26 protein-coding genes are annotated in these 26,916 nt (G+C 58.1%); all 26 read right to left on the bottom strand.

Annotated elements, in window-relative coordinates:
• Positions 1-702 precede the first annotated feature (702 nt).
• Entirely contained in the window at positions 703-1,716 is a 1,014-nt protein-coding gene (locus tag BR41_RS08830; RefSeq protein ID WP_035055373.1) for a substrate-binding domain-containing protein, read from the bottom strand.
• 447 nt (positions 1,717-2,163) lie between these two features.
• On the bottom strand, positions 2,164-3,264 hold the full coding sequence (locus tag BR41_RS22820) for a porin (protein ID WP_051710530.1): 1,101 nt from the start codon (positions 3,262-3,264) through the stop codon (positions 2,164-2,166).
• 516 nt (positions 3,265-3,780) lie between these two features.
• The gene (locus BR41_RS08820) at positions 3,781-4,554 is read right to left on the bottom strand and encodes a TrmH family RNA methyltransferase (RefSeq protein ID WP_051710529.1); all 774 of its coding nucleotides are present in this window, start codon (positions 4,552-4,554) and stop codon (positions 3,781-3,783) included.
• A gap of 34 nt (positions 4,555-4,588) precedes the next feature.
• The gene (locus BR41_RS25415; RefSeq protein WP_051710526.1) at positions 4,589-6,127 is read right to left on the bottom strand and encodes an HDOD domain-containing protein; all 1,539 of its coding nucleotides are present in this window, start codon (positions 6,125-6,127) and stop codon (positions 4,589-4,591) included.
• On the bottom strand, positions 6,115-6,831 hold the full coding sequence (locus BR41_RS08810; RefSeq protein ID WP_051710524.1) for a class I SAM-dependent methyltransferase: 717 nt from the start codon (positions 6,829-6,831) through the stop codon (positions 6,115-6,117). The genes BR41_RS25415 and BR41_RS08810 overlap by 13 nt, the downstream gene beginning before the upstream one ends.
• A 9-nt stretch (positions 6,832-6,840) precedes the next feature.
• The gene (motB, locus tag BR41_RS08805; protein ID WP_035055370.1) at positions 6,841-7,737 is read right to left on the bottom strand and encodes a flagellar motor protein MotB; all 897 of its coding nucleotides are present in this window, start codon (positions 7,735-7,737) and stop codon (positions 6,841-6,843) included.
• A gap of 109 nt (positions 7,738-7,846) precedes the next feature.
• A complete protein-coding gene (motA, locus tag BR41_RS08800; RefSeq protein ID WP_035055367.1) occupies positions 7,847-8,707 on the bottom strand; it encodes a flagellar motor stator protein MotA in 861 nt (286 codons plus the stop codon).
• A 171-nt stretch (positions 8,708-8,878) separates the two neighbouring features.
• Positions 8,879-9,457, bottom strand: coding sequence for a ribonuclease HII (gene rnhB, locus BR41_RS08795; RefSeq protein WP_035055365.1), 579 nt, complete (start codon positions 9,455-9,457; stop codon positions 8,879-8,881).
• Positions 9,448-10,629 (bottom strand): lipid-A-disaccharide synthase, encoded by a 1,182-nt coding sequence (gene lpxB / locus BR41_RS08790; protein ID WP_051710522.1) that lies wholly within the window; start codon positions 10,627-10,629, stop codon positions 9,448-9,450. Before lpxB ends, rnhB begins: the two co-directional genes overlap by 10 nt.
• Positions 10,630-10,813: 184 nt before the next feature.
• On the bottom strand, positions 10,814-11,590 hold the full coding sequence (gene lpxA / locus BR41_RS08785) for an acyl-ACP--UDP-N-acetylglucosamine O-acyltransferase (RefSeq protein WP_035055363.1): 777 nt from the start codon (positions 11,588-11,590) through the stop codon (positions 10,814-10,816).
• Positions 11,591-11,627: 37 nt separating this feature from the next.
• Positions 11,628-12,080 (bottom strand): 3-hydroxyacyl-ACP dehydratase FabZ, encoded by a 453-nt coding sequence (fabZ, locus tag BR41_RS08780; RefSeq protein ID WP_211251704.1) that lies wholly within the window; start codon positions 12,078-12,080, stop codon positions 11,628-11,630.
• Complete coding sequence (gene lpxD / locus BR41_RS08775; protein WP_035055360.1) at positions 12,077-13,135, bottom strand: UDP-3-O-(3-hydroxymyristoyl)glucosamine N-acyltransferase; 1,059 nt, start codon at positions 13,133-13,135, stop codon at positions 12,077-12,079. The genes fabZ and lpxD overlap by 4 nt, the downstream gene beginning before the upstream one ends.
• Positions 13,132-13,617: an OmpH/Skp family outer membrane protein gene (locus tag BR41_RS08770; protein WP_035055357.1), complete on the bottom strand. Its 486-nt coding sequence runs from the start codon at positions 13,615-13,617 to the stop codon at positions 13,132-13,134. The genes lpxD and BR41_RS08770 overlap by 4 nt, the downstream gene beginning before the upstream one ends.
• 49 nt (positions 13,618-13,666) lie before the next feature.
• Positions 13,667-15,952 carry an outer membrane protein assembly factor BamA gene (gene bamA, locus BR41_RS08765; RefSeq protein ID WP_035055355.1) on the bottom strand — a complete coding sequence of 762 codons (2,286 nt, stop codon included), beginning with the start codon at positions 15,950-15,952 and terminating at the stop codon, positions 13,667-13,669.
• Between the two features lie 31 nt (positions 15,953-15,983).
• On the bottom strand, positions 15,984-17,333 hold the full coding sequence (gene rseP / locus BR41_RS08760; RefSeq protein ID WP_035055352.1) for an RIP metalloprotease RseP: 1,350 nt from the start codon (positions 17,331-17,333) through the stop codon (positions 15,984-15,986).
• Positions 17,334-17,352: 19 nt separating this feature from the next.
• On the bottom strand, positions 17,353-18,567 hold the full coding sequence (gene ispC / locus BR41_RS08755; protein WP_035055349.1) for a 1-deoxy-D-xylulose-5-phosphate reductoisomerase: 1,215 nt from the start codon (positions 18,565-18,567) through the stop codon (positions 17,353-17,355).
• A gap of 30 nt (positions 18,568-18,597) precedes the next feature.
• Positions 18,598-19,422: a phosphatidate cytidylyltransferase gene (locus tag BR41_RS08750; protein ID WP_035055346.1), complete on the bottom strand. Its 825-nt coding sequence runs from the start codon at positions 19,420-19,422 to the stop codon at positions 18,598-18,600.
• Positions 19,423-19,425: 3 nt separating this feature from the next.
• Positions 19,426-20,178 carry a polyprenyl diphosphate synthase gene (gene uppS, locus BR41_RS08745; RefSeq protein ID WP_035055343.1) on the bottom strand — a complete coding sequence of 251 codons (753 nt, stop codon included), beginning with the start codon at positions 20,176-20,178 and terminating at the stop codon, positions 19,426-19,428.
• Between the two features lie 48 nt (positions 20,179-20,226).
• Positions 20,227-20,784 (bottom strand): ribosome recycling factor, encoded by a 558-nt coding sequence (gene frr / locus BR41_RS08740; RefSeq protein WP_035055340.1) that lies wholly within the window; start codon positions 20,782-20,784, stop codon positions 20,227-20,229.
• 100 nt (positions 20,785-20,884) lie between these two features.
• Complete coding sequence (gene pyrH / locus BR41_RS08735; RefSeq protein WP_035055337.1) at positions 20,885-21,604, bottom strand: UMP kinase; 720 nt, start codon at positions 21,602-21,604, stop codon at positions 20,885-20,887.
• 203 nt (positions 21,605-21,807) lie between these two features.
• Entirely contained in the window at positions 21,808-22,686 is an 879-nt protein-coding gene (tsf, locus tag BR41_RS08730) for a translation elongation factor Ts (RefSeq protein WP_035055334.1), read from the bottom strand.
• A 99-nt stretch (positions 22,687-22,785) separates the two neighbouring features.
• A complete protein-coding gene (gene rpsB, locus BR41_RS08725; protein WP_035055331.1) occupies positions 22,786-23,502 on the bottom strand; it encodes a 30S ribosomal protein S2 in 717 nt (238 codons plus the stop codon).
• A 192-nt stretch (positions 23,503-23,694) separates the two neighbouring features.
• Positions 23,695-24,543: a hypothetical protein gene (locus BR41_RS22810; RefSeq protein ID WP_051710520.1), complete on the bottom strand. Its 849-nt coding sequence runs from the start codon at positions 24,541-24,543 to the stop codon at positions 23,695-23,697.
• Positions 24,540-25,508, bottom strand: a complete 969-nt coding sequence (locus BR41_RS08710) for an MlaD family protein (protein ID WP_035055321.1) — start codon at positions 25,506-25,508, stop codon at positions 24,540-24,542. Before BR41_RS08710 ends, BR41_RS22810 begins: the two co-directional genes overlap by 4 nt.
• On the bottom strand, positions 25,505-26,044 hold the full coding sequence (locus BR41_RS08705) for a hypothetical protein (RefSeq protein ID WP_035055318.1): 540 nt from the start codon (positions 26,042-26,044) through the stop codon (positions 25,505-25,507). The genes BR41_RS08710 and BR41_RS08705 overlap by 4 nt, the downstream gene beginning before the upstream one ends.
• Positions 26,041-26,742 (bottom strand): ABC transporter permease, encoded by a 702-nt coding sequence (locus BR41_RS08700; RefSeq protein ID WP_035055315.1) that lies wholly within the window; start codon positions 26,740-26,742, stop codon positions 26,041-26,043. The genes BR41_RS08705 and BR41_RS08700 overlap by 4 nt, the downstream gene beginning before the upstream one ends.
• Positions 26,743-26,916 lie beyond the last annotated feature (174 nt).

The following is a 26,916-nucleotide window of genomic DNA, read 5'->3' as shown; positions in this document are numbered from 1 at the left end:
CAAACCGATTTGGTTATTTTCAAACCGGTTTGAAGTTCGGACGGGGCTGATATTAATTCCGTAACGGAAATATTTACACTACACAGTAACCCTTATGTTGCACCGAAACCAAACCGGTTTGAAATTTGTTGCACCAGAGTGGAGCATGTGTTTAGCAAGGGGAGTGGGCATGGCTTTTAACCCATCAGTGATGCGCCTACGGCGCGGCCAAAAGCTTTACAGCGGGAATCCGTCCCGCGGCCGGGGAAAGGACTTTGTCTCGCCAAAGCCCTCTCCACTCCAAAGGCGACCCTGCGCCTTACGGTCCTCCGGACTACCCTCGGTCGGTCGCGAGCCTAAGGTCTCGCGACACTCCCTCGGCGCTTAGCGAAAGGGGGGAAAAGCGCGCAGTGCAACCCGTGTGGTTACAAATAGCGGGGCAGCTTTTGTACGATGAGCAACGCATTACGGTGATCTGTCCCCTCGCCCACTTGTGGGAGAGGGTTAGGGAGAGGGTGGGGAAAAGAACGCCGTCCTTGGTAGCTCGTAGGGCGCAATCCCTATAGCTGGGCGAATCTCTACGTGCGAATTTTTAATTCGCTCAGTGATGGATTCGCACGCGAAAGGGCATTGCGCCGTATCTGCGCAGAGACAAGGACTACGCATGTCCTCAAGAACCGGGAAAAACGCTTAGAACACGCAAAGAAAAACGCAGGGGAAAGATCAGACCGGCAGCGGCGTATCGGTCGTGCCGGCGACGAATACCGGCTTCCAGAGGCGGGAAAGTTCAGCGGCCGGGCGGCCGTTCAATCGCGCCAGCATCAGCTCGGCCAAGGTGCGGCCAGCCTCGCGTGGTTCGGGCTGCAAGACCGCGCTGACTTCGGAGGTCTCGGTCTCCTGGCTGCGTAGACCACCAAAGACGATGACCGAAATATCGCGCCCGGCCACCAGTCCGGCTTGGCGCAATGCGGTCATGACCCCCGGTGCGGAGACATTGTTGTCGACCACGATCGCCGTCGGCGGCTCTGGCAAAGCCAGCAGCGCCTGGGTTGCTACAGCGCCCTCCTTCGGACTCAGGCCACCGCAGACGAGGTACTCGGACCGGGCATCCGCACCGGCGGCGTTCAGGCCGACCAGGAAACCCAAGCGGCGCTGCATGGCGAAGTTCATTTCCAGCGGCGCATGCACTAGCGCAATGCGACGGTGCCCTTCCCCGGTCAGCTGATCGACTGCAAGGCGCATGCCGGCTTCGTTGTCGTAGTCGAACCACGGGTAGGGATCGGCCAGCTCGCTGCGGCCATGCGCCACAAAGGGGAAGTTCTTGCTGGCGAGATATTGCAGGCGTGCATCATGCACACGGGTCCGCGCCACGATCAGGCCGTCGACCCGGCCACCCGACACCACGCGGTGATAAGTTTCCAGCTCGTTTTCGACCGCAGCGGAGACGATCACCAGATCCATGCCCGCCTCGCCCAACCGTTCAGTCGCCCCGGCGATGATGTCCAGAAACACCGGATCGCCCAGGTCGGTCGGCTCGAACGGGTAAATGATGCCGATGCTATCGGTCTTGCCCGTTGCCAGCCGCCGCGCCACGGTATTGGGCCGATACCCCAGCCGCACTGCGGTTTCGACCACACGTTCGCGGGTTTCCTGATTCACCTCAGGGAAACCATTCAGCGCACGGCTGACCGTGGTCGGGGATAACTGCAGATGGGCGGCCAGTTGGCGAAGGTTCATTGTATGGATGAATTAGTTGACACGTGTCTCAATGTTACTTGGCGTTTGGCTAATCAGCTATCGGCAAAACGCAATGAAGCGTAACGCAGAAAACACATGCGGATAGGGCATGTAAATTGCGTTGCAGACCTGTCGTGGCGCGGCTTGCGATGAAATAATCCAAAGCGGTGTGAATACGCTGTATGTAAACTTTTTTTGCAATTTTTCCGGATATTCATGCAATAGCCGCCCAAACAGTATTGGAAATATTATCAATAGCTGATTGATCGGCCGTGTTGTATCGATACAAATCCATGCATGCCACTAGCTAAACCGTGATGGCATCCGGCAAGCAGGCAACGGCCATGCCCGCGGATGATGGACAAAATAATGGATGGCCATTTCGCAATGGCCATCCACGGGCACCGTTGAATCGGACCGGAATCAGGTTCCGGTCATTTCACCGGATCAGAACGAGGTGCTGAAACCCACGCTCACCGATCTCTCGGTGGCGACGCCGGAACCATCCCACTTCACGATACCGGCCGATGCAAAGCCGGTGGTGGCCTTGCTCAGCGTGTACTGCACACCCAGCACGCCTTGCTTGTAGCCGGTGTTATCCACGGTCTTGCCGGCGGCCTTCAGATCAAAGCCGCGGGTGAGTTCGACAAACGGCATGGCCTTGCCGAACTTGTAGCCGGCGGTGAGGACAGCTTCCTGGGCACGAACCTGATCGGTGGTCGCGATCTTGCTGCTGGTCGGGTCAAACGCTTGCAGCGCGGCAACGTTGTAAACGGTGCCTGGGCCATCCACGTACTGGCCGCTGGCCTTGCCGAGGTAGCCATTCGCTTGCTGGAATGCGCCCACCACGTACAGCTCATCCTTGATGTAGCCGCCTTCAAAACGCCACCAGTCCTTGAGTGTGCCTGCGTTGGTTGCCTGATTCAGCTGCGATGCATCGCCAAAGGCCTCGTAGTTCAGTTTGGCCAGATAACCAGCGCGCTCGAAGGACAGACCCACGTTGATCGCCTGGCTGTTTGTGCCGGCAACACGTGCGGTATCCGCGTTGTAAAGGGTGGTGAAGGTGAAGCCGCCGAAGTCCGGGCTGTCATAGCGGATGGCGTTGTTGAAACGATGATCGATGCGGGTCGAGTACAGCTGGCCGGCGACGTCGCCGCCGTAGGACAGCGGATCGATGTATTCCATGTCCAGGTTGGCGTAGTCAGAGAGGTGGCCGGCGCGGAACGTGCCCCAATTCCCTTGCAGGCCAATGAAAGAGTCACGCGTGCCGAACAAATCCTTGCTGTTGCTACCGCCGACGTGGATACGGTTTTCCACTTGCCAGATCGCGGTATCGCCGCTATCGAGCTTGTCCGAGCCCTTGAAGCCGATGCGCGAGACATAGTCGCCGATCTTCACGCTGTTGACCGGATTGCCGTTGGCATCAACGACGCTGTTGTAGCTGTGGTTGAAGTTCAGACCGGCGCCAAGCTTGCCGTAGATCGTCACGTCAGCCAGCGCCATTGCCGGCACCGCAGCGATCGTTGCTGCGAGGATGTACTTTTTCAATTCAATTCTCCCTGTTGCTGCTTGATTAGCTGAAATAAAACAATTTCTTGCTGAGTCCCCCCAGCCTTTCTTCAGCCTCGTTCTCTTGCGAGGCATTGTGCTTTTGCGGCCGTGCCTGAATGCGCCGATGCCCCCTGTTCTGCAGTTGTATGCATCGATCCGCAGACAAAATGGCCAGCAGACGGAGGGAGAGGCTGCTGTTTGCGCAAGCAGGCGTGAAGCAGGTAAATCCCCAGCCCGCTTGTTGGCGGCATTTCTGACGGGCACGTTGGCAGTGCTCAAGGCGGACGCGAAGGCAACAAGGCGGTGCAAATGGCGCGTGCATGCGCCGCTTGTCCTTGCTGTTGCTGGCTTTAGCGGGTGATGTCAGGGCATGGCGGCTGCACCATGTACGGGCAGCGATAGGGGCGGTACGGCCGGTCTAATCAGCCGGAGCCAGGGGGAAAAGTGTTGTATTTATACAAACGAGAATGAATGAAGGCGCGACGGCCAGCCAGAACAGCAAACTCAAGGGGGTCAGCTGCGCAGTTGCCGCACGCGTTCGAACAGGCAGATCGCTGCTGCCGCACCGACATTCAGCGATTCAATCCCCGGCGCCATGGGAATTTTCAGGCGGCGGCTGGCGAGCTTTGCCACCTCCGCACTGACCCCCTGCCCTTCCGAACCGAGCACCATGGCGAGGTTGCCGCGCAGATCGGCGTCGTACAGATCGACCGCGCCATCCAGCAAAGTGGCGGCGATCGGGCCATCGAAGTGCCCCAGCAAGCCTGGCAAATCAGCCCGCTCAATCAGTTCAATCGCAAAATGCGCGCCCATGCCGGCCCGCAGCACCTTGGGCGACCAGACATCGGCACATGCGCTGGATAACCAGATTTGATCAACGCCCGCCGCCGAGGCGGTGCGGAGAATCGAGCCGACGTTGCCGGGGTCTTGCACCCCATCGAGCGCCAGCACACAGCCATCCTGCCGCGCGACCGGGGCAGCGGGCAGCGCGGCCAATGCAATCAGACCGGTCGGGCTCGGCAGCTCGGTCAAAGTCTGGAACAAGGCATCGGCAATCACCAGCGGTTTGACCGCGGCGCGTTCGATCAACCGTGCACATTCGGCATCGCCCAATGCAGTGACAGTCACCAGGAGTTGCTGCATTTGCCAGCCGGCATCCAGCGCAGCTTCGATCAGGTGTGCGCCGTCTAGCACCATCAATCCCTGCTTGAGCCGATCACGCCGATGGGTGGCGAGCTTACTGGCCAGTTTGTAGTGCGGGTTTTGCAGCGACTGGATGATGTCCATGAGCGAATGTTGGGTTTGACTTTCTTGGGGGGAATTACTGGGCGCGGTCAGCCAGCGCACGGCTGACGAGCAGGCAGATTTGTTTGAAGTGGGCGTACACATCGTTATCGATGGGGCGATCAGCAGGCCGATCAGCGTAAATCAGGCCGACCGGGCGGTTGCCGACGAAAATCGACATCGCACAGAAATCGCCCTTGCCACACTGGCGGAGAAACAGCGGCGGCAGGCGTGGCCCGAGTTCGGCCCGGGTCGCGTTGTTCAGCCAGATACTTTGCTGCTTGCTCATCAGCTTGGTCAGCAAATGCGGCGGATCGAGCGCCAGCATGAAGATACGCAAAGGATCGTCATCCTCCGCCCCGTGACTGAAGCGCGCCTTGAGCGTCTGCTTTTCGGCGTCCAGCAGGCAGAACATCACCCGCCGCATGCCCAAACCGTTGATCAAGGCTTTGAAGGCACGCTGCATCACTACATTGGTCGGCGCACCGGATTTACCGGCCAGATGCAATGCCTGCATGGCTTGGGCGAGCGGATCGGTGGGCAACAATTCGGGCGGTTTATGCTCGGCCGGGGCCGGAATAGGATGCGGAACCGGGGCCACTGGCGTGGTCGGCGCGACCACCGGCGAAGCGGGTGCGGCACGTGGCACGGGTGGCGCAATAGCGGGTGTGGCCAGGACACGCGTAGGTGTCGGCACGGCATGCACTGCGGAAACCGGTGCAGCCACCTTGGGCACGGGCCACTCGCCGGGCAACATGGGCAACCAACGCGCCGCCGGCCAATGCTCCTGGACCTGCCGACGCGGTGCACGGGCAATCTGCAACAGGCGGTGGCGAATCGTGTCCCAAACGTCTTCCGCCGGCCGATCCAGCACGGCCGCGATGGTAATCAGCGACTGTTGTACGGCTTGCTGCCACCAACCACGTTCGAGCCCGGGGACAAGTTCCAAGACTGCGTGCTGCATGGCGATGCGTGGCTGCATATCGCCGCCAAATTCGTTGAGTTTGCGGAAGGCGTCCGGCAGCTTCCAGCCACCGATCAAACCAAGTGCCTCACCAGTGACACGTGGCGCGTTCGGGTCGATGCTGGCGATCTGGCGCAGCAGCTGCGGCACATGTGCGAGGTAGGCGGAGAGGTAGATTTCTTCGAGCTTGGCATCGATCCGCTGATTGGCGAATTCACGCGCCAGCTCAGCGCTAACCCGTGCGCAGGCGGCTTCGGCATATACGGCTGCCAGCACTTGCGGATGATTCTGCAGTAGGTCTTCGACCGCGGGGCCGCGTGAAAAACGCTCCAGAAATGCGGTCAGGCCGAACAACATGATCGCGCTTTCGATGGTGGTGACATCGGCGGCAAGGCTGCTTTTGTCGCGTTGATTGACGAGCTTGAGCACCTGCGCGCACAAGAGTGGATCGCCAAGCACGACATTCGCCACTTCATCCGACTTGATCCGGTCGGCACGGCGCAGCAGCGGCATCAATTGCTCGCGCGTTTCCTTGAACGCAGGCCACGGCCGCGCATTCCAGTAGCGCAGCCAGGTCGTCACTTCTGCCGGGGTGGCGCTCACAGTCGCCATAACAACAACTCGCTTCCTTTCCAGTCATCCACCGCGCCGATCCAGTCGGGCTCGACATCGGGAATGGCAAAACTGTTACTGATCAAAATCGCGCCGGGTTTCATCTCGGCACGCGCTTTTCGCCATAACCGCGCCATTGGCGCGGGTGACAGGTATGCATACACCACATCGTAGTCGGCGAGGGGCAAGGCGAACAGGTCGCCGCGCAGCCAACGTATGTCACGCCGCCGCAAGCGCAGGCGACCGATCAGCCACGGCAGCCAGGCGAATTCGATGCCGGTCGAGCACACGTCCGGCCGGTGCCGCGCCAGCCATGCCAACGCCGTGCCGGTGCCAGCTCCCAGATCGATGAATCGGGCATTTGGCGGAATCTGGCTCGCCAGCATCTGCAAGGCTTTGGTGTTGCTGAGGTAGAGGGGAACGCGGCTTTGCAAGGCGCCAGCGCAGACGATCCAGCTGACGACAAAGGCCGCCAGCCAAACCCACGACGACCAGTTCAGCCAGATGCCGAAGGCGAGTGCGAAGGGAAAGACCAAATGCAGCGCACCCCACCACCAGCCTTGGCGCTGGAATCGATAGGCAAGCCCCAGCGCAAACAGCGAGGCCAGTCCGAGGCCCATCAGGGCAGGCTGCGCAACATACATGGCAAGCCCAAGACCGGCCGCGAGCGCAACCAGCTGGATCAACAGAAAACGCCAGACCATCCGATATGATCAGCCGTTGGGAGCTGCGGCTGGCGCAGAGGCTGCTTCTGCCCCGCCGGTGCCGGCCTGATCGCGGATATCCTGCTCGGCATCCTTGTTCAGGACGACGATGCTGATCCGTCGATTGATCGGGTTGTAGGCGTTGTCCTTGTCGAGCGGCACTTCGTCCGAGAAGCCGTTGACGCGCAAGACTTTCTTGGAGTTGAGCGACCCGCCGCCGATCATTTGCCGCCGGGCGGCATTGGCGCGATCGCTCGAGAGCTCCCAGTTGCTGTAGCCGGCTTGCCCGCCAGCGAACGGCTGCGCATCGGTATGGCCGGACATCGACAAGGTATTCGGTACCTCGTTCAGCAGTTTGGCAATCTCGCTGAGGATGTCTTTGGCATAGGGTTCGAGCTCGCTCGAACCGGATTTGAACATGGGTCGATTCTGGTCATCGACGATCTGGATGCGCAGGCCTTCGGCGACCATATCCAGCTTGAGCTGCTTCTTGAATTGCGCAAGCTTGCTGTTGGTCTTGGCCTTGTCTTCCATCAGCTCTTCGAATTTCTTCTTGAGCTCGGATAAGCGCTTGCGATCCTTGGCCGTCTCATCGGGGGTCGGATTGCCTTTGGTCAGCTGGCCGGTTTTCTGCGTCAGATCCTTGCCGCCGCCCTTGATGAGCGAGGTGGCATCGCCCGCCCCGCTACCACCGGTCTTACCGATCTTGAGCGGGTTGGAGAAGTAATCGGAAATCCCCTTCAGATTGCCCTTGGAGACCGAGCCCAACAGCCACATCAGCAGGAAGAACGCCATCATCGCCGTCACGAAGTCGGCATAGGCGATCTTCCACGCACCACCGTGATGGCCGTGACCGCCCTTCTTGATCTTCTTGACGACTATAGGACGTTGGGAATCGTCGCTCATCCGTCCTGCTCCATTCTTCTTTTGCTAAATACTCGAGCTGTTCTCAGTCACGGCCGTTGCGTACGGCAAGGCTGAGCAACAACGCCAAGCTGGTTTTGTTGGTGGCGGTTTATTTGGCCTTGGCGCTCTTGACGTGGTCTTCCAGCTCTTTGAACGATGGTCGTTCGGTCGAGTTGAGCGCCTTGCGGCCGAACTCGACGGCCACCTGCGGCGCATAGCCATTGAGGCTGGCCAGCAAAGTCACCTTGACGGTCTGGAACACCTGGGTGCCCTCGCCCGCCTTGAACTCCAGCGAGCTCGCCAACGGGCCGATGAAGCCATAAGCCAGCCAGATCCCGGTAAACGTCCCCACCAGCGCTGCACCGATCAGCTCACCCAACTGGGCTGGCGGCAAATGCAGCGAGCCCATCGTATGCACCACGCCCATCACGGCGGCCACGATACCGAAGGCCGGCAAGCCATCGGCGAGCTTGGCCATGACACTGGCCGGCATTTCGGATTCATGATGGTGGGTGTCGATTTCGACATCCATCAGGTTCTCGATTTCGAACGCATTCAAGTTGCCGCCGACCATCAGGCGCAGGTAGTCGCAAATGAACTCGACCACGTGATGATCGTGGGCGATCTTTTCGTACTTGGAGAACACAGCGCTGGAATGCGGATCTTCGACATCGGCCTCGATGGACATTAGGCCTTCTTTGCGCACCTTCGAGAGCAACTCGAACATCAGCGCAAACAGATCCATGTAAAACGCCTTGCTGTACCGGGAGCCCTTGAAGAGGCTGGGCAGCGCCTTGATCGTGGCATTGAGCGGCTTGCCGCCGAAGCCGGCCACCAAGCCACCGATACCGCCACCGAAGATGATGACGATTTCGGCGGGCTGCCAGAGAACATGAAGCTCGCCGCCATGAACGGCGTACGCGCCCAGGATGCAGGCGCACATGAATACGTAACCGATGATGACGAACATGCGTCGAAATCCCTGTGCGATGCGGCAATGTCAGACTAGCGCCTGAATAGCCATTGCATGTGTTGTTGTATTAGTTCTAATGCGCTCTAGCATCTTAGTTGCAGGCCATGACACCGGCAATAAGCGATCCTATGCAGCAGTGGAATGCGGCGGATTTGCAACGGCTCGGCGCTACCAGAGCGATGCTTGTGCCTTGGCGGCTCGCACTGGCGCAAAACTCATCCGGTGCAGCGGGCATGGGCCAAGGCTCGCCAGTGCAGCCAGGTGCTCCGCGGTCGGATAGCCCTTGTGCTTGGAGAACCCATAACCGGGATAGCACGCTTCCAGCTCATCGGCTTCCCTATCCCGCGCCACTTTGGCCAGGATTGATGCGGCGGAAATCGCTTGTACCTTGGCATCCCCTTGCACGATGGTTTCGACCGGCATGGCGAGTTTGGGCGCACGATTGCCGTCGACCAATGCCCGCTCCGGCGTCACGGAGAGCGCCTCGACCGCGCGGCACATCGCCAGCATGGTGGCTTGCAGAATATTGATCGTGTCGATTTCAGCCGCGCTCGCACTGGCAATGGCCCAGGCGATGGCACGTTCCTGAATCTGGCCGAACAGCTGCTCGCGCTTTTTGGCGGAGAGCTTTTTGGAGTCGTTCAGCCCGACGATGCCGTGGTCATCCGGCAGGATTACGGCCCCGGCGAATACCGATCCGACCAGCGGGCCGCGCCCGGCTTCATCAACACCACAGATCAGCGCCATGCCCGCCCCAGTACGCCCGCGACTGCTTCAGCGGCACGCTCGGCAGCATTGCAACGCAACGCTTCGTGATGTTGCGTAAAGCGTTCCGCCAGTGCATCGGCCAAACGTTTGTCATCAATGAAGTTGCTGAGCGCCTGCACGAGGTTGTCGACGTTGGCGTCCTGCTGCAGCAGCTCCGGCACCAAAAAGCGACCTTCCAGCACGTTCGGCAGGCTGACATAGGGTAAACGCAGCTTTTTCTTCACCATCCGGTAGGTGAGCCCGGTCAGGCGGTAGGTGACCACGGTTGGCCGCTTGGCCAGCATTGCCTCAAGCGCAGCCGTGCCAGAGGCAACAAGAATGGCATCCGCCGCCTGCATCGCTTCGTGCGCGTGGCCGAACAGCATCCGGAACGGCAACTCCTGCGCGCCTTGCTTCCACATCTCGGTTTCGAACTGCAGCCGTGTTTCACGCGTAATCAGCGGCACCAGAAAGAGGGCATCGGGATAGCGCTCGAACAGTTTTTTGGCGGTCTCGACAAACAGCGGCGCGTGCAGTTCAAGCTCGCTTTGCCGGCTGCCGGGCAGCATGGCAAACACGGTGCGCCTGTTGGGCACATCCAGCACTTCGCGGATTTCGGCTTGTTTCGGTGCCAGCGGCATCATGTCTGCCAGGGGATGGCCTACATAGGTTGCAGGAATGCCCGCCTGACGATAAATCGCCTCTTCAAACGGGAACAGCAGGAGCATGTGCGATACGGCTTGGCCGATTTTCTTGAGCCGTTCCGCACGCCATGCCCACACCGACGGGCTGACATAGTGAATGGCCGGAATACCAGCGGCTTTTGCCGCCGCTTCGACATTCAAGTTGAAATCGGGGGCATCGATGCCGATCACCAGATCCGGCTTCTCCTTACGGATGGCGGACTTCAACTTGCCACGGATACCCAGCAGGCGCGGCAAGTGCTTGATAACCTCGGCATAGCCACGAACCGCCAGCGTTTCCATGGGCACGACCGAGGTCGCACCGACAGCCAGCATTTTCGGGCCGGCAATCCCGGCAAAGCGGGCACTGGGGTAACGGGTTTTCAGGGCGGCAATCAGCTGCGCACCCAATAGATCGCCAGACGATTCGCCGGCCACAATCACGATGCGCGGCCCGGCGCCGCCTGGTTCAAAGAGTCGATACGTCATCGGCTCGGATTCAATTTGTAGTTGGGAATGGTCGCGGGGAGCCTTACTCGCGCCGCATTGACGTGGCGCGCTGTAAGCCAGGCAGTGATGCCTTTCTCCGCAGCAGCGAGATGATACTTGAGTCTTGCAGGAATGCTGAGAAAAACCTTCCCTTATACCGCAAATTGCAAAGGAGTGTCTGTGATCAGCGTATCAGGCCGCGTGTGCTGGCCGCGAAGAAGTCGACGAATGCCTGCAGTTCCGGCGCACCCACGGCCGCGGCTTCGATCTGGCCTTTCGCCTCATCCAGCGGCAGATTCTGGCGGTAAAGGGTTTTGTAGGCGCGCTTGATCGTGGTGATCTGCTCGCTGGTAAAACCACGCCGCTTGAGACCTTCGCTGTTGATGCCATTTGGCGTGGCACGGTTGCCGGCAGCCAAGACGTACGGCGGTACGTCTTGCGAGATCGCTGCAGTGAATGCGCTCATCGCATGCGGGCCGACCTTGCAGAACTGGTGGATGGTGGTGAAGCCACCAAGAATCACCCAGTCGCCGATGGCTACGTGCCCGGCCAGCGTGGCGTTATTGGCAAAGATGCAATGACTGCCAATCTGGCAATCATGCGCAATGTGCACGTAGGCCATGACCCAGTTGTCGTCGCCAATCCGGGTTACACCTTGATCCTGCGTCGTGCCGGTAGACACAGTGACCGACTGGAAAAACGTATTGCCATTGCCAATCTCAAGCCGCGTGTCTTCGCCAGCGTACTTCTTGTCCTGCGGCTGGCAGCCGATGTGTCCGAACGGATGAAAGCGATTATTGCTGCCAATCGTCGTCGCCCCATCGATCACGACATGCGGGCCGACCACGGTGCCTGCACCGATTTTCACCCCCGGCCCGATCACCGAAAACGGGCCGACCTGGACATCTGCGGCCAGTTCAGCTTTGGGATCGATAACGGCGGAGGGGTGAATCAGCGTCATGGGCAAGCTTTGATAGTTCGAGGGTTCAGGGCAGGGATCAGCGCTTGACTTCGCGCTGCGCACACATCAGGTCGGCTTCGGCGGCGAGTTCGTCACCCACCTTTGCCGTCGCCTTGTACTTCCAGATGCCACGTTTGTGAGCCACGATTTCCACGTAGAGCGTCAGCTGATCGCCCGGCACGACTTGGCGCTTGAAGCGCGCGTTATCAATGCCAGCGAAGAAATACAGCGTCTCTTCGGACGGCTGCTCCGTCACGGTCTTGAACGACAGCACACCAGCCGCTTGCGCCAGCGCTTCAAGAATCAACACGCCCGGCATCACCGGATAGGTCGGGAAGTGCCCTTGAAAGAACGGCTCGTTGATCGTCACGTTCTTGAGCGCCTTGATCGACTTGCCGGGCTCCAGTTCGAGCACCCGATCAACCAGCAGGAACGGATAACGATGCGGGAGATGCTTCATGATCTCCATCACATCCAGCATTTGACTCATTTTTCTTCCTCTCCAGATGCCCCGGGTGCTGCACCCAAGGCCATCACTTGTTTTTCGAGTTGCTTGACCCGCTGCACCAACTCATTGAGATGGCGCACCTGCGCGGCATTCTTGAGCCAGTCACCGTGCTCTTGCATCGGGTAAGAACCCGAATACACACCGGACTGGTGAATCGTCTTGGCGACGAGCGTGCCGCCAAGCACGACCACGCCATCACAAATTTCCAGATGACCACTGATCATGGCCGCACCACCAATCTGGCAACGCGCCCCGATCTTGGTCGAACCGGCGATGCCGACACAGGCTGCCATGGCGGTGTGTGCACCGACCTGCACGTTGTGCGCCACCTGAATCAGGTTATCGAGCCGTGCCCCCTGCCCGATCACCGTATCTTCCAAAGCACCGCGATCAACTGTGGTGCAAGAGCCGATCTCGACATCGTCGCCAATGATGACGCGGCCAAGTTGCGGAATCTTTTCCCAGTGATCGGTCGCCCAAGCATTGCCAAAGCCATCCGCACCGATAATCGCAGCCGGGTGCAAAATCACCCGCGCACCGATCTCGCAACGATCCATCACGCAGCTTTGCGGATAGAGTCTGCTGCCCTCGCCGATCGACGCATCACGCCCAACATACGCATTTGCCATCAAAACGACGTTACGACCGATTTTTGCGCCAGCTTCCACAACTGCGCCCGGGCCGATTTCTGCACTGGGATCGACAAACGCTTCAGCGCTAACGCTTGCCGCAGGATGAACACCAGCAATCACTGCTGGCTGCGGATGCAGCAATTGTGCTGCACGGGCAAAGAACAACTGCGGATCGGCAGCAACGATATGTGGTCGGGCCAAGCCCTGCGCATCTGCAGCCTTCAGGACCACGGCACCAGCCCGGCTAGCCACCAACTGCACCTTGAACCTCGGGTTGGCAAGAAATGCGAGCGAGCGTTCATCTGCCGATTCCAGCGATGCCACCCGATCAATCAACACATCATCGCCCCGCGGCTCGCCACCCAACTGGCTAGCGAGCACGGATAAGGTAATGCCTTGGCTCATTTACTGTCCGACAACAGCTTGAGCACCTTGTCGGTAATGTCGATTTTCGGATTGCGGTACGCGGCTTCCTGCAGGATCAGGTCGTACTTCTCAGCGCTCGCGATTTGCTGGATCGCGTTGTTGACGCGTTCCTGCAGCCCGGCAAGCTCTTCATTGCGACGCGTATTGAGGTCTTCGTTCAATTCACGCTGAATGCGCTGAAAATCCTGATTCAGACGCACCAATTCACGTTCCTTCGCCTTGCGATCGTCATCCGGCAAGCCACCTTTGTCGAGTTGCGCCTGCAGCGCCTTGCCCTGCGTGGTGACTTTCTGCAATTCGTTGCGGCGATTGTCGAACTCGCGCTCAAGCTTCTTGGCTGCGCGAACCGCAGGTGCTGACTCACGCAAGATGCGCTCAGTATCGACAAAACCGATTTTTGTCTCAGCCAGCCCCACCATCGACGTGAGACACAGCATTAAACCCAATAACAGTTTTTTCATTTGATCTTTCCCGATACGAATCAAGCGACTTCTTCCATAGGTTGCTGGATCAGAACACCTGGCCCAATTGGAATTGGAATTTCTCGAGCTTGTCGCCCTCCTCAGCCTTGAACGGCTTGGCGTAGCTCAACTTGATCGGGCCAACCGGAGAAATCCAGGTGAACGCCATGCCGGCGGAATAACGCAAATCAGCGAAATTCGGCTTGGTGCCTTGCCCCCACGCTGCACCGCTATCCGCAAACAAGCTCAGGCGTGTGGATTTATCGTTTTTCATGCCGGGCATCGGGAACAGCAGCTCAACCTTGCTGGTGGCGTACTTGTTGCCACCGGCACCGTTATTGTTTTCGTCCTTCGGACCGACCGTGCCATAGGCAAAGCCGCGCAGACTATCGACGCCACCGACATAGAAATTCTTGTAGAACGGGAATTCATTGCCGCCATAGGATTTACCCAAGCCGCCTTCGATTCCCCACATCACGGTGAAATCCTTGGTGAGTGGTACAAACCAGTCGTTCTTGGCCGTCAGCTTGGCATATTTGACTGTCGACGGCGGAGTAGCGACCTCGCCAGCGATGTTGGAATACATCCCTGTGGTTGGATACGACGCGCTGTCACGGGAATCACGTGAGAACGACGTATTGAGCGAATAGGTGTTTACCGTTTCACCATGCTGATTGACGAACGCCAGCACGCGTTGCGGAGAAGAGGAGTTGGTCAGAATCCGCATCCGCTCATAGTTCAGGCCGAAGTTGATTCGATTGGTTTCGGAAACCGGGATACCGAACTGCGCACCGCCACCCAGCGCCGACGTGGTGTAGTTACCAATACCCAGATTGGATGCATCTGCATCGCGGCGATAGGCGCTCCAACCCAGCGACACACCATCCGGTGTGAAGTACGGATCGACGAGACCGAACGAGTAGACCTTGACCGATTTACTGGTGTTGAGATCGACGGTGAATTGCTTGCCGCTGCCAAGGAAGTTGTTCTGCGATAGGGACAGGATCAGCACGACCCCTTCGCTTTGGCCGTAGCCGACACCGATATTGAACGAACCGGTTTTCTTCTCGGCCACGCTGACGTTCACATCAACCTGATCGGTGGCTTCCGGGACAATCGGCGTATCGATGTTGACTTCGCTGAAGTAATCCAGCTGGTCCAGACGTTGCTTCGAACGCTTGATCTTCGAACCGTCGTACGGAGCGGATTCCACTTGGCGCAACTCGCGCCGGATGACGGCATCCCGCGTGCGGTTATTACCGCTGATATTGATCTTGCGGACGTATACCTTGCGACCCGGGTCGACATAGAACGTGAAGCTGGCAATGTGCTTGTCTTTGTCGAGTTCCGGCACGGCGTTCACGTTGGCAAACGCGTAGCCCTCGTTACCCAGTCGGTCCGAAATGGCCGCAGTCGACTTGTTGAGTTTTTCGCGCGAGAAAATCTCGCCCTTTTTCACTTCGATCAGCTTGGTCAATTCATCATGCGGCACGACGGTATCGCCAGCCACCTTGATGTCACCAATGGTGTACTGCGGGCCTTCGGTCACATTGACCGTGAGATACATGTCTTCGCGGTTTTCAGACACGGCCACCTGGTTGGAATCCAGGCTGAATTCGAGATAGCCACGGTCAAGGTAGAACGAGCGCAGCTTTTCCAGGTCCGCCGACAGCTTTTGCTTCGAATATTGGTCAGTACGGGTGTACCACGTCATCCAGCCCGGCGTGGTCAGTGACAACTGTTCCAGCAAATCGCTTTCTGAAAACACCTTGTTGCCGACGATATTGATCTGCTGGATCTTGGCCGGCACACCTTCGGACAGATCGAACTGTACCCCGACGCGGTTGCGCTCCAGCTTGGTGACTGTCGTCTTGACGATCACCGAGTAACGGCCGCGGCCGTAGTACTGCTGTTTCAGCTCCTGGACCGCCTGATCCAGCAAGCCCTGGTCAAAAATGCGCCCTTCCGCAAAGTTTTGCGTCTTGAGCGCTTTCTTGATGTCGTCCTTTTCCAGCAGCTTGGCACCGTTGACATTGATCTGCGAAATGGTCGGCCGCTCTTCGACAGTCACGATCAGCACATTGCCATCAGACTCGATCCGAACGTCATCGAAGAACCCGGTGGCATAGAGCGCCTTGATGGCGTCACTGGCCTTGGCGTCATCGAAACGCTCGCCGACCTTGATCGGCAAGTAGTTGAACACAGTACCGACATCAGTACGTTGCAGGCCTTCCACGCGGATGTCCTTGACCGTGAACGGGTCAAGGGCGAAGGCGTGGATACTGACGGAGCCGAGCGCTGCAGCAAGCAGCAAGGAGAGCGGTTTGAGTGTCATTGTCTCGGATCGGGCAAAGACCGCAGAACGGTCAACCGAATAGGAATCGATGGAAATCGTTGAACAAGGCCAGCGACATCAGACCGATCAGGAAAGCAAGTCCGATGCGCTGACCGATGGCTTCGACGCTGGCGGGCACGGGCCGGCCGGTCAGGAGTTCGGCGGTATGATACATCAAATGCCCGCCGTCCAGCACCGGCACCGGCAGCAGGTTCAACACCCCTAAACTCAGGCTGATCAGGGCCAGGGTATTGATGAACGGCGCGATGCCAAGGCGGATACTTTGGCCGGTAACATCGGCAATCGTCAACGGGCCGCTCACCTGCTTGAGTGACGCTTTGCCGGTCAGCATGTGGCCAAACATCGTCAATGTCAGTTTTGTCTGCAGCCACAAGGTCTTGGCTGCGACTTGCAGGGCCTCGACCGGCGCATAGCGGACGTGAATCTGCGTTTTGTTCCAGCGAGTTTCATCCATCGCCGGCTGAACGCCGAGCCGCCCTAACGTCACGCCGTTCTGCGTGAGCACCTTGGGTTGCACGGTGATTGTGAATTGTTGCGATTGGCGCTTTACAAGCAGCGTGATTGCTTTGCTGCCGTCATGTAAAAGTACCGCCTGCAATTGAGACCACTGTTTGAGTGGTACGCCGTTCAACCCCAACAGCTCATCCCCCGCTTGCAGGCCAGCCTTGGCAGCCGCACCATCCGGCTCAATGGCTTCGATGCGCGCAGTCAGCGGCCACGGCGAGATACCTAGGTTCGCCAGCAATTTGGCATCGAATGCAGCACGCCCTAATTCGACAAACGAGAGCGTAACCGGTCGCTGAGCGCCATTTTCGGTTTGCACCTGCAAGAGCACCTTGCCGTCACCCACCACGCTCAATATTTGCAGGAACAATTCATCCCAATTGCCAACGGCCTCTCCATTGACGGCAACGATCTGCTCACCCGATTTCAAGCCGGCTTTTTCAGCGATCGAGTCAACGGTGACACTCCCGATTTCAGGCTTGATGGTGTCGATACCATAGATGTTGAGACCGGTGTAGAGCACCAAAGCCAGCAGCAAGTTTGCCAATGGGCCGGCCACAACAACGGCCATTTTCTTCAAGGGGGGCTGGGCATTGAACGCAAACCGACGTTCTGACTCGGCAACTGGCGCTTCACGCTCGTCGAGCATCTTGACGTAGCCGCCGAGTGGAATTGCGGCAATTTGCCAGCGTGTTGCACCACGCTGCCAAGAATAGATCGGCTTGCCAAAACCGATTGAGAAGGTCAGTACCCGGATACCGCAACGTCGCGCCACCCAGTAATGACCGTATTCATGAATCGTGACGAGGATGGCCAGCGTGACCACAAAAGCGGCAATGGTGATCACGAGATGCATGGGAATCCTTGGAAACGAATTACGATGAGCGGCGCTTGGCTAGCCAACGCCTCGCAGCTTCTCTTGCCAGCGCATCAGCGTACAGCAACTGATCCAGATTTGTTGCTTGGCAACTGGATACGCATTCGGTCAACACAGATTCAATCAGTTCCGGGATACGGGTAAATGCGAGCCCATCCTCCAGGAAGGCCTCAACTGCAATCTCGTTGGCAGCGTTCAACACGGCGGTTGCCGCACCGCCAGCACGCAACGCTTCGAAGGCCAAACGCAAACAGGGGAAGCGTTGCAGATCTGGCGCTTCGAAATCAAGACGGCCGGCCGAGAACAGATCGAGGGACCTCACGCCACTTTCCACCCGCTCCGGGTAAGCCAAGCCGTAGGCAATCGGCGTGCGCATGTCAGGCGTGCCGAGCTGCGCCAGTACCGAGCCATCTGCATACTCGACCATCGAATGCACGATGCTTTGTGGATGCACAACCACCGAAATTTCATCGACGGAAGCATTGAACAGCCAACGCGCCTCGATAACTTCCAACCCTTTGTTCATCATGCTGGCTGAATCGACCGAAATCTTGCGACCCATCGACCAGTTCGGATGCTTGACCGCTTCGGCCGGCGTAATCGCCGCAAAAGTTTCAACCGGCCGAGTACGGAATGGTCCGCCCGATGCGGTGAGCAAAATCCGCCGCACGCCAACATCCGCGAGCGTCTGCGCATAGGGATGCTCGCGATGGGCGCGGGGCAACACTTGGTAGATCGCATTGTGTTCGCTATCGATCGGCAGCAGCTCTGCCCCACTGGCATTGACCGCATCCATGAACAGGCGGCCTGCCAATACCAGGGTTTCCTTGTTGGCGAGCAATATGCGCTTACCAAGCTGCGCAGCAGCGAGGGTTGGCTTCATGCCAGCGGCACCAACGATGGCGGCCATCACAGCGGTCACTTCCGGTGCAGTCGCAACTTCAACCAGCGCCTCTTCCCCGCAACGGACTTGGGTCTCCGAACCCGCTTCACGCAGACGGCCTTGCAGGCGATCAGCGATGCCTTCATCGAGCACAACCGCGAATTTCGGCCGGAACTGCAGGCACTGTGCAAGCAGCTTATCGAGCTGGCTAGCGCCGGTCAGCGCATAAACGGTGAAGCGATCAGGGTGGCGAGCGACAACATCCAGCGTACTAACACCGATGCTGCCGGTCGCGCCGAGGATGGTCAGGGTGTGATGGACGGAATTCATGGTGCACCTATCCCCGCGAGAGGTAACGACTTATAGCGGCGACGAAAATAAAACAGGATAGAGCGACAGGGTTGTCGCCAGCGGCAAGATAGCCAGCAGGCTATCGATACGATCCAGCACGCCACCATGGCCAGGCAGCAAATTACTGCTGTCCTTGATGCCGGATTGGCGCTTGAACAGCGACTCAAGCAAATCGCCGACAATACTGACGGCGGTCAGCGCCCACCCCACCAGGACCCAAGCCCAGACCGGCAGATTGGCTGGCGCAAAGAGTGTTTTGGGCAGGCAAATGGCGTAAATGGAAATCGCAATCAGCGCGCCGATCACACCCTCCCAACTCTTTCCCGGGCTAATCGAGGGTGCCAGTTTACGGCGACCAAATGCTTTTCCACTAAAATAAGCGGCGGTGTCGGCAACCCAGGCAATGGCCAGCACGCTCAGCAATGCCCATCCGCCAGAAACGCCACCATGCAGAATCAGCATGGCTTCACCGGCTGGCAGCAACACAGCCCAGCCCAGCAGCAGATTCAGATTGCCTGCATCACCCAATCGCCATTTCCGGCTTAGCCAAAGCGGCGCAAGCACACACCAGAACAAACTTGCCCCTAACATCAAGCCGAAAATCTGCAATGGATTGCGGATGCCAAAGGCCAGCCCGACAAACGCAAGGGCCGTTAAAACCGGGTAAACCGTCTTGAGCAAGCCACTCATGCCAGACAGACGCGTCCACTCCCACGCAGCCAAAGCGATGACAAGGGTAACGAATGCAGCCCATGCAGCTGGCGGCGCAAGGAACAAGGCAATCAGCACCAGCGGGATCAATACCAGTGCCGTCAGAATGCGAGTCTTGAGCATGGATCAGGAAACTGGCTGGACTTGCTCGCTGATCCGGCCAAAGCGCCGTTCACGCCCGCGGAACCAGTCGACCGCCGTCTGCAATGCAGCACGATCGAAATCCGGCCACAGCATGTCGGTGAAATACAGCTCGGTATAGGCAAGCTGCCATAGCAGGAAGTTGCTGATCCGCTGCTCGCCACCGGTGCGAATGAACAGATCGGGCTCGGGGGCATAGGCCATAGCCAGATACGGCGCGAGATCTGTTTCTTCGAAACCCGCAATCAATTCAGGCCGATCAGCCAGCATGCGTTGTGTTGCCTGGATGACATCCCAGCGACCACCATAATCGACCGCGATGCTCAGTGTGAGGCCGGTATTTGCTGCCGTTTTCTGCTCACCGTCATTGATCAGCTTGAGCAGTTCGGGGGCAAAACGGCTCCGGTTGCCGATGATCTGCAACCGGATCTGCTTTTCGTGCATGCGTTCGATTTCACCGGCGAGCACCTGCAGAAACAGCCCCATCAGGAAGGAGACCTCATCCGCGGGGCGACGCCAGTTTTCATTGCTGAATGCAAAAACGGTCAGGAACTCGACGCCCATCGCATCGCAGGATTTGATCGTTTCCCGCAGCGCATCGACACCTTTCTTATGCCCGAATACACGCGGCATGAGGCGTTTTTTTGCCCAGCGACCATTGCCATCCATGATCACCGCGACATGCCTTGGCACGCCGCAGCATTCATCTGGAATCGATTGGGTGGAACTTTTGAACATCTTTTTTGCTCGAACGCTGATTTTAACTATTTAGTAAGCCTAACATCTTTAAACTGTCATCAGCTCTTTTTCTTTTTCCGCGTAGAGCTTGTCAATTTCGGCAATGTATTTATCGGTCAGCTTCTGGATATCGTCCTGCCCACGACGCTCGTCGTCTTCAGAAATTTCCTTATCCTTCACCAACTTCTTCAGCTGTTCGTTGGCATCACGGCGAACGTTGCGCACCGCAACACGAGCATCTTCACTTTCGCCCTTCACAACCTTGGTCAGTTCCTTGCGGCGCTCTTCGGTCAGCATCGGCATCGGCACGCGAATCACGTCCCCCATGGAAGCCGGATTCAAACCAAGATCCGAATCACGAATGGCCTTTTCCACCTTGGCCACCATCGGCTTTTCCCAAGCTTGTACGCCAATCGTGCGCGCATCGAGCAGCGTCACGTTGGCCACTTGGTTGATCGGCGTCGGGTTGCCGTAGTAATCAACCATCACATGATCGAGGATGCCGGTATGGGCACGGCCAGTACGTACCTTGGCGAGATTGAGCTTCAAGGCTTCGATGCTTTTCTGCATCTTGGTGTCAGCGGTTTTTTTGACTTCTGCGGTCATCGTGTACTCCTTATGACGAATACGAAACAGACTAAACAAAACAGGCGGAGTCCTCCGCCTGTTTGCGGGCTCACCCAAGGGCAAGCCGTCTGGAAAATCTTTAGCAGTGTACCAGCGTGCCTTCGTCTTCCCCAAGCACGACCCGCTTGAGCGCACCCTGCTTGAAAATACTGAACACACTGATGTTCATCTTCTGGTCGCGACAGAGCGCAAAGGCGGTTGCATCCATCACTTTCAGATTGCGGCCAATGGCTTCATCGAATGTCACGGTCTGATAGCGCACGGCGTCCGGGTTCTTCTTGGGATCATCGGTGTAAACGCCGTCAACCTTGGTGGCCTTGAGAACGATATCAGCGCCAACCTCCATGCCACGTAGCGCGGCAGCAGTATCGGTCGTGAAGAACGGGTTACCGGTACCGGCACCGAAAATCACTACCTTGTTTTCTTCCAGATAACGGATTGCCTTGCCGCGAATATAGGGCTCGGCGACTTGCTGAATGGTGAGTGCGGACTGCACGCGGCTAACAATGCCGGCGTGGCGCATGGCGTCTTGCAGCGCCAGCGCATTCATTACGGTGGCGAGCATCCCCATGTAGTCGGCCGTTGCGCGATCCATGCCTGCCGCTGCCGGGGCAACACCGCGGAAGATGTTACCGCCACCAATCACCACCCCAACCTGCACGCCCAGATCAACAACCTCCTTGATCTCGCCGACGATGCGCTCGATCGTCGCACGATTGATGCCGTAACTATCGTCGCCCATCAGGGCCTCGCCAGAGAGTTTCAGCAAAATGCGTTTGTACTTGGGTGCTTGGCTCATTGAGGTGTCCTTTATATGGGCGAGGATGAATATCTATTCCACTTTGCAATCGGTCGTGATTGTAATCGCTACCAGGCACGAGCGATTGCAAAATAGAATCAAACAGCGAATCAAACAATCAGGTGCAGAAACGCCGCGCGTCGCCGCGCGGCGTTTCTGTTTACAACATCACAGGCCAAATAACATTTGCCTGCAGGATAGACTTAAAGCTTGGCTGCGGCAGCAACTTCGGCAGCGTAGTCCACCACTTTCTTCTCAATGCCTTCGCCCACGACAAACATCGTGAATGCGTTGACCTTGGCACCCTTGTCGGCCAGCAACTTCTCAACCGTCACGTCCGGGTTCTTCACGAACGGCTGACCCAGCAGGGTCACTTCGGCCAGGTACTTGTTGATGCGGCCTTCAACCATCTTGGCAACGATATCAGCCGGCTTGCCCGATTCAGCAGCCTGAGCCGAGAAGATTTTGCGTTCGGTTTCCAGCAGTTCAGCCGGAACCTGGCTCTTGTCGACACAAACCGGCTTGGCAGCAGCGATATGCATAGCGATATCCTTGCCCAGCGCGTCATCGCCAGCACCCAGCTCGACCAACACGCCGATCTTGGAACCGTGCAGGTAAGCAGCCAGTTGGCCTGCGGTTTCATAGCGCTGGAAGCGACGCAGGGTCATGTTTTCACCGAGCTTGGCGATAATCGCCTTGCGCAGATCTTCAACGGATTCGCCGGAGTCGGTCTTGGCGGCAGCCAGCGCTTCAACATCTGCCGGGCTGGACACGGCAACAGCCTTCGCTGCAGCCTTGGCGAAAGCAACAAAGCCTTCATCCTTGCCCACGAAGTCGGTTTCACAGTTCACTTCGATCAGCGCGCCAACCTTCTTGTCGTCGGAAATGAAGGCAACAACCACGCCTTCAGCAGCGGTACGGCCAGCCATCTTGGATGCCTTGTTGCCGGACTTGATGCGCAGCAGCTCTTCCGCAGCCTTGATGTCGCCGTTGGATTCGACCAGCGCCTTCTTGCATTCCATCATGCCCAAGCCAGTTGCTTCGCGCAGCTCGGCAACCATCTTTGCGGTAATTTCAGCCATGTCAGTCTCCAGATTCGGTCAATCTTGCAGTTTCAATCTTGTCAGTTACGAAAAAGGGGCTTGTTCGCCCCTTTTTCGATGGATGCTAATGCGTCCGGATTACGCTTCGGCGTTGGCAGCCGCAACGATTTCCTGAACAGCCTGGTTACGACCTTCCAGAACCGCATCAGCGATGCCGCGAGCGTACAGGCGGATAGCGCGGCTGGAGTCATCGTTACCCGGGATGATGTAATCGATGCCTTGCGGGTCGTTATTGGTATCAACCACGCCGATCACCGGAATGCCCAGCTTCTTGGCTTCAACGACGGTACCGTGCTGATAGCCGGTATCGATAATGAAGATCGCGTCCGGCAGACCCTTCATATCCTTGATACCGCCGAGCGAGCGCTCGAGCTTTTCAACTTCGCGCTGCATATCCAGCAGTTCTTTCTTGCCGTAGCCGCTGTTTTCGTCAGCCAGGACAGTCTGGATTTCTTCCAGACGCTTGATCGATTGCTTGACCGTCTTGAAGTTGGTCAGCATGCCGCCGAGCCAACGGTGATCAACGAAAGGAACGCCTGCGCGTTGCGCTTCTTCAGCAACGATTTCGCGTGCTTGACGCTTGGTGCCAACGAACAGGACAGTGCCCTTGTTAGCGGACAGGCGGCGAACGAATTTCACTGCCTCTTCGAACAGCGGCAGAGTCTTTTCGAGGTTGATGATATGAATCTTGTTGCGCGCACCGAAGATGTATTGACCCATCTTCGGGTGCCAGTAACGGGTTTGGTGGCCGAAGTGAACACCGGCCTCGAGCATTTCACGCATGCTGACAGACATTTAAAACTCCATAAGGGTTAGGGCCTACCGATTCGCGCGACACTTGGCTGATTTGATTAACTAAACAGCACAAGCACCCTTAAGGGCGAATCGGGAAGATTTCTCGTTTACCGGACCATCCAGCAAAGAGACGCAAGAGCATACCAGAATCGAGGGGGTCCGCTCAAGCTGAACAGCCACATGTCTGACTGATCAGCGGCCCCGGCAAGGTGGGCCGGCGAAAACTGAGCACAGCGCATCGAGCCGCTTATCCACTTCGGCCTGCGCAGCAGCATCCGCGCTCAACGCCTGCCGCAACACCAAATAGTCGTCAATCAGGTAGGCGGGCTCGGCAAGTTGCCGATCCAGCACCAAGGCTTCGTTGATCGACTTTTTAGCTGCTTCCGCATCACCAGCCCGCAGAGCCACTTCAGCCGAAAGTCTCAGGGCGTGAGCTCGTTCGCCAGACGGCACATCGTTGCGCGCCAGCAAACCACCCAATATTTGCGCTGCCCGCTCGTCGTGGCCGGCTCCGATTTCAAGCTTGGCCTCAACGTTGTCAAGACGGGGACTCCAGCCGCACGCTGCACCACACAGTTGCCGGGCAACCCCGAGTCGTTCACGTGCGCTGGTCAAGCGTGCGACTCGATCCGCCTCCCCTGTATCGGGCTGATTACGATCGATCAACAACAACGCCTGCTGGTATGCCGCCCTTGCCCGAACTTCGTCTGGATATAAGTGCTCTTCCGGCATGCCAGCCAACACCTTGTGCGCCTCATCGCGCCGCGCCAAGCGCGCCAGCCCCTGCGCCAAGCCCAACCGTGCCTCCCCCTGCCCGGCCCAATGATCGATGCTGGCATAAGCATCAAGTGCATCTTGCCAATAGGCGACCGCATCCTGATCCGCGCCGACCTGCGTCGACCGATTGGCTGCCAACACCGCCGCTTCGGCAAGCTGCACGCGCGCCGGTTTTTGCTCGACCGGGGCACTACCGCATGCGGCCAGCAGCAGCAGGTAAACAGGCAGCAATCTTTTCAACATCGCAATTGTCGGCAGGGTCATTGGCGACTATCCGGCAGCGGTGCCGACGCAGTTGGCGTCACCACCCAGTTTTTTAACGGCCAACTACGCGATGCACCATCGAGCGCTTCGCGAGTGGTGCGCAAAATCGAGTCGCCATTACGAATCATGCCCGGCAGGTGCGGTGCGGCCTCATCGACCACCCGGCGGCCCGTATTCACCAGCGCGGCAGCTTCGCTAGCCACGTGGTTGGCGTTGATCAAGGTTTGATTCAACTGATCCAGCGCACCAGGCAAGCGGCTTTCCACCTCGGCAATCGTGCGGTCGGTACGGTCCAGCACTTGGCGGGTCGATTGCAGCGTAGCGGGCACGTCTTCACCAGCTACCTTGTCGAGTTTGCCCAGCAGCTGCTCGACCGAAGCGCGCGTTTGCCTCATTTCGCTGGACAGTGCCTTGAAGTTTGCCAGCGTCTGGCGAATATCCGCCTTGGGGTCATTGACGTAATCAAGCGTAGTTTGCGCCGATTCGATAATAGGAATGACGCGCTGACGCAAATCCAGCGCGATGTCCGCAAACCCCAACGCCGGTGCAAAGGCCAGTTTGCCGCCTTCCGACAGCTGATTCAGATTCGGCGAACCGCCGACGATCTCGATGAAGTGATCACCCAGCAAGCCATCCTGTAGCAGACTGGCTTGCGAATCCGGCTTCACCCATTTCATGTAGCGGCTTTCTACCAGCAGGTCGACATCCACCTTGGCCTGCTCATTCAGCGACACCTTGTCGACCACGCCAACCTTGAAGCCAGACAATCGCACCTGCATGCCCGGAATCAGGCCGGCGCCATTTTCGGCAATGAAATGCAAGCGGGTCTTGGGCACGAAATAGCCTTGGCGCAGACCGAGCACCGCGATCAACACGCAAACGAGCAGCAGCGCCAAACCGCCAAAACTGCCCACCCGCAAGCCAAGCAGGCGAAACCGCGGATCGCTGTCGTTCAGGTAATTCATGTTTGATCCTGCATTTCTTGATCCCGTAGCGGACTGACGTCCAGCAGCGGCCGCCCTTCGTTGCCACCCACAATCAAAACCACCGACTGCGCGGCCAATGCCTGCCACAGCGGCAGGTCGCTCGCCCAATCCAGCCAGAGCGGCTCGACCAACACATAATGCGGCGCTTGTATAAAGGCCCGCGCCAAGACCAGTTCACGCTTGCGCTGGATATCCAGCCCGGAGGGCAGCGAATCCAGCAGCGGCTTGCGCACGGATTCCTCGATATTCAGCAATTGCAGCGCATCAACCACTCGTGATTCCAGCTGTGCCGTGTGGGCGTGCCGATGGTAGCACGCGGGCAAAATCAGGTTTTCCCACACGCGCAGGTTGCTTAACAAGCTATCGGCCAGCGCCAACAGCGCAACGCAACCCGGCTGCTCACCACTCAATTCGACGAACAGCTGATCAACCAGCGTGATCTCGGGTGGCAAGCGATACACCTCGCCCGCCACACAAGCGGGCAATGCCGTTAGCACATCTTCAACTTGACTCATGCCAGCAAGGACCAACCAAAATCGAGCAGGAATACCGCCAACAGGCCACGCATCACCGCGCGCGACGATGCCTTGGGAATCTCGGTGACATAAGGCTGAGCAGACAAGCCCACCCAGCACGCCAATACCACGGCGATAAAACCGAATAACGCACCCTTGCACACACACACAATCAGCATCGACGGTTGCATGATGCGGTCCAGCAACACCACCTGATAAGTAATGTCCCATCCGGAAGACAACACCACGCCACCCAGCAGCGCCGCCAGAGCCAGATAGAGCGCCAGTGCTGCGGCGGAAATCGTCATCCCCACCAGGCGGGGCACGATCAAGTATGAGGCCAACGGAATCCCCATCCGCGCCAGGCTGGAAAGTTCGCCGTGTACTTTCATCGCGGCGAGCTCGCTCGCTACTGCAGATGAAGAACGCGCAACCAGGATCAGCGCCGTGAACAAGGGACTGAGCTCGCTGAACGTAAGGCTCGCCAGCAAGCGCAGTGAAGCCTCGCGACTCTGACCGTATTGATCATGCAATTGGCTGACCACAATGCCGCCAAGCACGAAACCGACGATCAACATCATCAGCAGCGCTTCTACGCCGGTGAAATAAATCTGCTTGAGCAGCACGCGCCGCACAGGCCAGCGACGCAAATCGGCAAGCGCAGAAAGGAAAGCGGGGCGTCGGAGCAGGTCTGGCATCAGGAAAATAAAATAGGGAAGCAGTTGAATAAGACAAAGCCTAGCGCAATCACTAGACATTATCGACTCGGCACCCGACGCAAAGCCGCAGCGCCAACCTTGATATTGCCGAACAACCCCGGGCAATCGCGGCCATAGCCACAATCGATTAGAAGCGCGGCACATCACGCTTTA

Source organism: Andreprevotia chitinilytica DSM 18519, assembly GCF_000711875.1.
GTDB classification, from domain to species: domain Bacteria; phylum Pseudomonadota; class Gammaproteobacteria; order Burkholderiales; family Chitinibacteraceae; genus Andreprevotia; species Andreprevotia chitinilytica.
This window is presented reverse-complemented; position numbering and strand designations above follow the sequence as displayed.

Bases quoted from the DNA above. Each gene is read 5' to 3' on its own strand.
- BR41_RS08700 (WP_035055315.1), bottom strand. From the start codon at position 26,742: ATGCCAGACCTGCTCCGACGCCCCGCTTTCCTTTCTGCGCTTGCCGAT.
- bamA (WP_035055355.1), bottom strand. From the start codon at position 15,952: ATGACACTCAAACCGCTCTCCTTGCTGCTTGCTGCAGCGCTCGGCTCC.
- BR41_RS08820 (WP_051710529.1), bottom strand. From the start codon at position 4,554: ATGGACATCATCCAGTCGCTGCAAAACCCGCACTACAAACTGGCCAGT.
- rseP (WP_035055352.1), bottom strand. From the start codon at position 17,333: ATGCATCTCGTGATCACCATTGCCGCTTTTGTGGTCACGCTGGCCATC.
- fabZ (WP_211251704.1), bottom strand. From the start codon at position 12,080: ATGAGTCAAATGCTGGATGTGATGGAGATCATGAAGCATCTCCCGCAT.
- BR41_RS08710 (WP_035055321.1), bottom strand. From the start codon at position 25,508: ATGAATTACCTGAACGACAGCGATCCGCGGTTTCGCCTGCTTGGCTTG.
- BR41_RS25415 (WP_051710526.1), bottom strand. From the start codon at position 6,127: ATGGCGACTGTGAGCGCCACCCCGGCAGAAGTGACGACCTGGCTGCGC.
- lpxB (WP_051710522.1), bottom strand. From the start codon at position 10,629: ATGACGTATCGACTCTTTGAACCAGGCGGCGCCGGGCCGCGCATCGTG.
- lpxA (WP_035055363.1), bottom strand. From the start codon at position 11,590: ATGACGCTGATTCACCCCTCCGCCGTTATCGATCCCAAAGCTGAACTG.
- BR41_RS08770 (WP_035055357.1), bottom strand. From the start codon at position 13,617: ATGAAAAAACTGTTATTGGGTTTAATGCTGTGTCTCACGTCGATGGTG.
- lpxD (WP_035055360.1), bottom strand. From the start codon at position 13,135: ATGAGCCAAGGCATTACCTTATCCGTGCTCGCTAGCCAGTTGGGTGGC.
- BR41_RS08830 (WP_035055373.1), bottom strand. From the start codon at position 1,716: ATGAACCTTCGCCAACTGGCCGCCCATCTGCAGTTATCCCCGACCACG.
- uppS (WP_035055343.1), bottom strand. From the start codon at position 20,178: ATGTTCAAAAGTTCCACCCAATCGATTCCAGATGAATGCTGCGGCGTG.
- pyrH (WP_035055337.1), bottom strand. From the start codon at position 21,604: ATGAGCCAAGCACCCAAGTACAAACGCATTTTGCTGAAACTCTCTGGC.
- frr (WP_035055340.1), bottom strand. From the start codon at position 20,784: ATGACCGCAGAAGTCAAAAAAACCGCTGACACCAAGATGCAGAAAAGC.
- rnhB (WP_035055365.1), bottom strand. From the start codon at position 9,457: ATGGCGCTGATCTGTGGTGTTGATGAAGCCGGGCGCGGCCCGCTGGTC.
- tsf (WP_035055334.1), bottom strand. From the start codon at position 22,686: ATGGCTGAAATTACCGCAAAGATGGTTGCCGAGCTGCGCGAAGCAACT.
- BR41_RS22810 (WP_051710520.1), bottom strand. From the start codon at position 24,543: ATGACCCTGCCGACAATTGCGATGTTGAAAAGATTGCTGCCTGTTTAC.
- ispC (WP_035055349.1), bottom strand. From the start codon at position 18,567: ATGAATTCCGTCCATCACACCCTGACCATCCTCGGCGCGACCGGCAGC.
- BR41_RS08810 (WP_051710524.1), bottom strand. From the start codon at position 6,831: ATGGTCTGGCGTTTTCTGTTGATCCAGCTGGTTGCGCTCGCGGCCGGT.
- motA (WP_035055367.1), bottom strand. From the start codon at position 8,707: ATGTTCGTCATCATCGGTTACGTATTCATGTGCGCCTGCATCCTGGGC.
- BR41_RS08705 (WP_035055318.1), bottom strand. From the start codon at position 26,044: ATGAGTCAAGTTGAAGATGTGCTAACGGCATTGCCCGCTTGTGTGGCG.
- motB (WP_035055370.1), bottom strand. From the start codon at position 7,737: ATGAGCGACGATTCCCAACGTCCTATAGTCGTCAAGAAGATCAAGAAG.
- BR41_RS08750 (WP_035055346.1), bottom strand. From the start codon at position 19,422: ATGCTCAAGACTCGCATTCTGACGGCACTGGTATTGATCCCGCTGGTG.
- rpsB (WP_035055331.1), bottom strand. From the start codon at position 23,502: ATGTCTGTCAGCATGCGTGAAATGCTCGAGGCCGGTGTTCACTTCGGC.